Origin of the sequence: Rathayibacter rhapontici (assembly GCF_001995175.1) — a bacterium.
Taxonomy (GTDB): domain Bacteria; phylum Actinomycetota; class Actinomycetes; order Actinomycetales; family Microbacteriaceae; genus Rathayibacter.
Map to the genome: position 1 here is coordinate 23121 of NZ_MUKN01000047.1, position 6000 is coordinate 29120.

Here is a 6000-nt window from a genome sequence, read left to right on the forward strand (position 1 = left end):
ACGGAGAAAAAGAGCCGTTCTTGACGGAGCGGACCCCGTCAAGACAGCACGATCCTCCTCCATTCTGGCTCCAGGCGCCACACGACGCCCCTCGACGCAGACGACTGATCGAGGCCGACTCCCCACCCGTCGACGACGACACACGAGAAAGCGGAGCGACCATGAGCATCTTCACCAACACCGTGCGGCTCGAGCCGAGCACCCTGACCGCGCCCACCGCGACGCCCGCGCAGGTCGTCCCGCCCGCTCCCCTCGCCCTGCGCCGCTGGGTGCGCGAGATGGCCGCGATCCTCGAGCCCGACGCGATCGAGTGGACCGACGGCTCCCCCGAGGAGTGGCACCGCCTGACCGGGCGCATGGTCGAGGAAGGCAAGCTGCTCGCCCTGAACGCCGAGTGGCGCCCCGGATCGTTCCTGGCCCGCACCGATCCCGACGACGTCGCCCGCGTCGAGGACCGCACCTTCATCTGCACGACCGACGAGGGCGATGCCGGCCCGACCAACAACTGGCGTGAGGCGTCGTCGATGAAGGCCGAGATCGCCCCGTACTTCGCGGGATCGATGCGCGGCCGCACGATGTACGTCGTCCCGTTCTCGATGGGCCCCGTCGGCGGCCCGCTCTCGCAGCTCGGCGTGCAGCTCACCGACTCCGCCTACGCCGTGCTCAACATGCGGATAATGGCGCGCGTCGGCGCCGCTCCGCTCACCGCCTTCACCGAGGACACCGCCTTCGTGCGCGGAGTGCACTCCGTCGGCTTCCCGCTGCACGATGCCGACGGGACCACCCGCGAGGACGTCGCCTGGCCGTGCAACGAGACGAAGTACATCACCCAGTTCCCCGAGACCCGCGAGATCTGGTCGTTCGGCTCGGGCTACGGCGGCAACGCGCTGCTCGCCAAGAAGTGCTTCGCGCTGCGCATCGCGTCGGCCATGGGCCGCGAGGAGGGCTGGCTCGCCGAGCACATGCTCCTCATCCGCATCGTCTCGCCCGAAGGCCGTCGCTACCACGTGGCGGCGGCGTTCCCGAGCGCCTGCGGCAAGACGAACCTGGCGATGATGCAGCCGGCCCTGCCGGGCTGGCGCGTCGAGACCCTCGGCGACGACATCACCTGGATGAAGAAGGGCGAGGACGGGCGCCTCTGGGCGATGAACCCCGAGACCGGCTTCTTCGGCGTCGCCCCCGGCACGGGGCAGACCTCGAACCCCAACGCCGTGCAGACCCTCTGGGGCAACACGATCTTCACCAACGTCGCGCTGCGCGAGGACGGCGACGTGTGGTGGGAGGGGCTCACCGACGACGTCCCCGAGCGCTTGACCGACTGGCGCGGAGAGCCCTGGACGCCCGCCTCATCCACTCCGGCCGCGCATCCGAACGCCCGCTTCACGGCGCCCGCGCTGCAGTGCCCGTCGCTCTCGGACGACTGGGACGCCTTCGAGGGCGTGCCGCTGGATGCGATCGTCTTCGGCGGCCGGCGCGCCACGAACGTGCCGCTCGTGACGCAGGCCACCTCCTGGCAGCACGGCGTGTTCCTCGGCGCGACCATCGCCTCCGAGAAGACCGCTGCGGCGGAGGGGACCGTCGGCGAGCTGCGCCGCGATCCGTTCGCCATGCTCCCCTTCTGCGGGTACAACATGGCCGACTACTTCGCGCACTGGCTCGCGGTCGGCGAGGACCTCGGCGAGAAGGCGCCCGCGATCTTCCAGGTGAACTGGTTCCGCAAGGGCGCCGACGGCTCCTTCCTCTGGCCCGGGTTCGGGGAGAACGCCCGGGTGATCCAGTGGCTGGTGCGCCGGCTCGAGGGAGCCGCCGACGCGCGGCGCGGTCCGCTGGGCGACCTGCCCGTCGAGATCGACACGCACGGGCTGAACCTGTCGGACGCCGTGAAGCGCGAGCTGTTCGCCGTGCCCGTGGAGGCGTGGCTGGACGAGTGCGCGCTGACGGAGGAGTTCTTCGCGAAGTTCGGCGACCGGCTGCCCGCCGAGCTGACCGCGGAGCTGGAGGCGCTCCGGTTCCGCCTGCTCGCGCAGGAGCTCACCGCGCAGCCCACCGCCTGACCCGACTCGCAGGCCCCGCGCCTGCGCACCCTGTGGCCCGCGGGAGGAGCATCCCCCTTCTCGCACCCCCTTCCGCGGGTCCACTCCTTCAGCGCTGCGGATCACCGCGGAGCAGGAACACTGGAGCACATGACCGACCGCATCACCCTCCGCTTCCTCGCCGCTCCGCAGGACGCCACCGCCGACGGCCGCAGCGCCCAGGCCGGCCGCGTGCTCGAGTGGATCGACAAGGCCGGCTACGCCTGCGCCGTCGGCTGGAGCGGCGGCTACTGCGTCACCGCCTACGTCGGCAACGTGCACTTCACCCGGCCGATCGCGGTGGGCAACCTCATCGAGGCGAGCGCGCAGGTCATCCACACCGGACGCAGCAGCATGCACGTGCTCGTCCGCGTCGGCCAGGCGGATCCGCGCACGGGCGTCTACGAGCCCGCGACGCACTGCCTCCTGATCTTCGTGGCGGTGGACGGCGAGAAGCGGCCGCGCCCTGTGCCGGAGTGGCGGCCGCGCTCGATCGAGGACCTCGCGCTCGCCGAGGGCGCCGCCGCCCGCATCGCCGGTCGCCGCGCGCTGCACGAGGTGATGCGCGAGCAGCGGTACACCGACGAGGGCACCGGACCGAGGATCGTCTTCCGCTTCCTCGCCGCCCCCGGAGACGTCAACTGGGGCGGCAACGCGCACGGCGGCATCGTCATGCGCTGGATCGACGAGGCGGCCGACACCGTCGCGCAGCGCTGGAGCGGACGCGACGCCGTCGCGGTCTACTCCGGAGGCATCCACTTCTACCGCCCGGTGCGCATCGGGCACCTCGTGGAGGTGGAGGCGCGGCTCATCCACACCGGCGGCCGGAGCATGCACCTCGCGATCCACGTGCGCTCGGGCGACCCGCGCACCGGCGAGCTCGAACTGACGACCCAGTGCATGAGCGTCTTCGTCGTGCCCGGATCCGACGGCACCGCCGAACCGGTGCCGCGGCTGGAGCCCGAGAGCGACGAGGACCGTCGACTGGACGCCCACGCACTCGAGCTGATCCGCCTGCGCGCGGAGCTGCCTCCGCTGCCCCTGGATCTCGCGGCGCTCGCTCCGGTCGAGTGAGCACCGCCGACGCCGGCGACCGGTGAACGGGAGATCGGCGCCGCCAGGCTCTAGGGTCGGAGCGTGACCCTCCCGATCCTCGTCGTCAACGGACCGAACCTGAATCTGCTCGGCACGCGCGAGCCCGAGCTCTACGGCTCCGCGACGCTCGCCGACGTCGAGTCGCTCGCGACCGAGCGCGCCGGGGCCCTGGGCCTGGACGTGGAGTTCTTCCAGGCGAACTCGGAGGGCGCGATCATCGACCGCCTCCACGCGGCGCGCGGCACCTGCTCGGGAGTCGTCCTGAACGCGGGCGCCTACACCCACACCTCGATCGCGATCCGCGACGCCGTGCTGGCGACCGAGCTGCCGATGGTCGAGGTGCACGTCAGCAACGTCCACCGCCGTGAGGAGTTCCGGCACCGCTCCTACCTCTCGGACATCGCGGTCGCCGTGATCGTCGGCGCCGGCATCGCGGGGTACGGCTACGCGATCGACGTGCTGCACCGGGGACTCGTAGCCTCGGAGGCATGACGCAGCAGGATCCCGCCCGTTCCTTCGGCAGTGCCGTCGACGCCTACGACCGCGGGCGGCCCGGCTACCCGGACGACGCAGTCGACTGGATCGTGGCGCACGTGCCGGCCCGGGCGCCCGCCGCCCGCCTCCCGGAGCGCGCTCGTGCCGCCGGAGCGGACACCTCCGTCCGCCTGCGCGCGCTAGACCTCGGTGCGGGGACCGGCAAGTTCACGGCCTCCCTGGTGGCCCGAGGCCTCGACGTCACCGCCGTGGAGCCCGACGCGGCGATGCGCGGGCGACTGGTGGAGTCGCTCCCCTCCGTCACCGCGCTGCCCGGCACCGCGGAGGAGATCCCGCTCGAGAGCGCGTCGGTCGAGCTGGTGACGATCGCGCAGGCATGGCACTGGGTCGATCCCGTCCGGGCGAGCGAGGAGATCGCGAGAGTGCTGGTGCCGGGCGGGGTCGCCGCGCTCGTCTGGAACATCCGCGACGAGAGCGTGCCGTGGGTGCGCACGCTCGGCGAGGTGGCCGGGTCCTCCCCCGCGGAGCGCTTCGAGACGCTGCGGCCCCCGCTCGGCCCCGCGCTCCAGAGCCGGGCCTTCGCCGCCTTCGACTGGACGTTCGAGCTCGACCGAGCGGCACTGCTCGACATGTTCGCCTCGCGGAGCTACGTGATCGCCCTGCCCGACGAGGAGCGGGCCGCGGTGCTCGCCGCGGTGTCGGGAGTCGTGGACGGGCTGCCGGGCGACCGCGTCGGGATGCCCTATGCGACGCGGGTCACGCTCGCGGGACGCGCGGGCTGACGCCGGGGAGCCGGCGTCCCTCCTCTGCTGGTCGAGCAGCCGCGACAGCGGCGCATCGAGACCATCGTCGGGAGGACGGGGGTCTCGATGCGCCTCTGCGGGCTGCTCGATCAGTACGAGGCCTGCCGCTCCGGTGCTACGCGACCTCGTTCGGGTCGCCGCCCACCCGGCCGGCCCGCTCGAGGGCCGTGATCGCGTCGCGCTCGTCGTCGGTCAGCTCGAAGCCGAAGACGTCGATGTTCTCGACGATGCGCGCCCTCGTGGACGACTTGGGGAACACGATGTGCCCGCGGTCGAGGTGCCAGCGCAGCACGACCTGTGCGGGAGTCACGTCGTGCGCCTCCGCCGCCCCGGTGATCACGGGCAGTTCCAGCAGCGGGTACTTGCCCTGCCCCAGCGGCCCCCACGCCTCCGTCGCGATGCCGTGCTGCGCGCCGAACGCCGTCACGGTCGGCTGCTGGTGGTACGGGTGCAGCTCGATCTGGTTGACGGCGGGCACCACCTCGGTCTCGGCGAGCAGGCGCTCCAGGTGCGGCACGAGGAAGTTCGAGACGCCGATCGAGCGGGTGCGGCCGGCCGCCTGCAGCTCCTGCATCGCCTCCCAGCTCTCGACGTAGCGGTCCTGCGCGGGGCTGGGCCAGTGGATGAGGTAGAGGTCGACGGAGTCGAGGCCGAGCTTCTCGAGACTGCGGTCGAGGGCTCCCGGCGCGGTGCCGCGGCCCTGATCACCGTTCCACAGCTTCGTGGTCACGTAGAGCTCGTCGCGCGCGATCCCGGAGGAGGCGATCGCACGGCCGACGCCCTCCTCGTTGCCGTAGATCGCGGCCGTGTCGATGTGCCGGTAGCCGGCCTCGAGCGCCTCGGACACGATGCGCTCGGTCTCGTCGGGGTCGACCTTGAAGACGCCGAAGCCGAGCTGCGGGATCGAGGTGCCGTCGTTGAGCGTGAGGGTGGGGATGCTGGTCATGCCTCCACTCTGGCGGCGAGCGCCGACATCCGGCACCGGCTTGCGCTCCGGGGCGGCCGCGCCCACGGCCGAGCCGCGCCCGCCGGGCGACTACCCTCGAAAGGCGCCCGCGCGGGTGCGCCGACCGCACGAGGAGCAGAACGTGAGCATCATCGCCGCCGCAGACGGATCCGCCCTGGGCAATCCCGGCCCCGCGGGCTGGGCCTGGTACGTCGACGACGCGCGCTGGGCCGCCGGCGGCTGGTCGCACGGCACGAACAACATCGGCGAGCTGACCGCGGTGCTCGAGCTGCTGCGCTCCACCGCGCACGAGGACGAGCCGCTGCACATCCTCTGCGACAGCCAGTACGCCATCAAGGCGTGCACCGAGTGGCTGCCCGGCTGGAAGCGGAAGGGCTGGCGCAAGGCCGACGGCAAGCCGGTCATGAACGTCGAGATCATCAAGGCGCTGGATGAGGCCCTGCAGGGCCGCGCCGTCACCTTCGAGTGGGTCAAGGGCCACGCGAACCACCGGATGAACGAGGCCGCCGACGTGCGCGCCCGCGCCGCCGCCACGGCGTTCCAGCGCAGGCAGCCGGTCGACGCGGGG

At 72.2% G+C, this 6000-nt stretch carries 6 protein-coding genes; 5 read left to right on the forward strand and 1 reads right to left on the reverse strand.

The annotated features are described in order from the left end of the window. Window positions 1-161: 161 nt before the first annotated feature. From B0T42_RS14265 to B0T42_RS14280, 4 genes are all read left to right on the forward strand, one after another. Window positions 162-2054 (forward strand): phosphoenolpyruvate carboxykinase (GTP), encoded by a 1893-nt coding sequence (locus B0T42_RS14265; protein ID WP_077223703.1) that lies wholly within the window; start codon window positions 162-164, stop codon window positions 2052-2054. A gap of 129 nt (window positions 2055-2183) precedes the next feature. Further along, entirely contained in the window at window positions 2184-3146 is a 963-nt protein-coding gene (locus B0T42_RS14270) for an acyl-CoA thioesterase (protein ID WP_077223704.1), read from the forward strand. Window positions 3147-3209: 63 nt separating this feature from the next. Continuing rightward, window positions 3210-3659 (forward strand): type II 3-dehydroquinate dehydratase, encoded by a 450-nt coding sequence (aroQ, locus tag B0T42_RS14275; protein WP_077223705.1) that lies wholly within the window; start codon window positions 3210-3212, stop codon window positions 3657-3659. After that, the gene (locus B0T42_RS14280) at window positions 3656-4444 is read left to right on the forward strand and encodes a class I SAM-dependent methyltransferase (RefSeq protein ID WP_077223706.1); all 789 of its coding nucleotides are present in this window, start codon (window positions 3656-3658) and stop codon (window positions 4442-4444) included. The genes aroQ and B0T42_RS14280 overlap by 4 nt, the downstream gene beginning before the upstream one ends. A gap of 136 nt (window positions 4445-4580) precedes the next feature. On the opposite strand, the gene B0T42_RS14285 is transcribed toward B0T42_RS14280, so the two are convergent. Continuing rightward, complete coding sequence (locus B0T42_RS14285) at window positions 4581-5411, reverse strand: aldo/keto reductase (RefSeq protein ID WP_077223707.1); 831 nt, start codon at window positions 5409-5411, stop codon at window positions 4581-4583. Between the two features lie 142 nt (window positions 5412-5553). Between B0T42_RS14285 and B0T42_RS14290 the strand changes: the two genes are divergently transcribed. After that, window positions 5554-6000, forward strand: a 447-nt coding sequence (locus B0T42_RS14290; RefSeq protein WP_173892336.1) for a ribonuclease H family protein, incomplete at its 3' end; no start/stop codon positions are given.

What these genes read in the sequence shown, in the direction of transcription:
- B0T42_RS14265 (WP_077223703.1), top strand. Translation starts at nt 162, where the DNA reads ATGAGCATCTTCACCAACACCGTGCGGCTCGAGCCGAGCACCCTGACC.
- B0T42_RS14270 (WP_077223704.1), top strand. Translation starts at nt 2,184, where the DNA reads ATGACCGACCGCATCACCCTCCGCTTCCTCGCCGCTCCGCAGGACGCC.
- B0T42_RS14280 (WP_077223706.1), top strand. Translation starts at nt 3,656, where the DNA reads ATGACGCAGCAGGATCCCGCCCGTTCCTTCGGCAGTGCCGTCGACGCC.
- B0T42_RS14285 (WP_077223707.1), bottom strand. Translation starts at nt 5,411, where the DNA reads ATGACCAGCATCCCCACCCTCACGCTCAACGACGGCACCTCGATCCCG.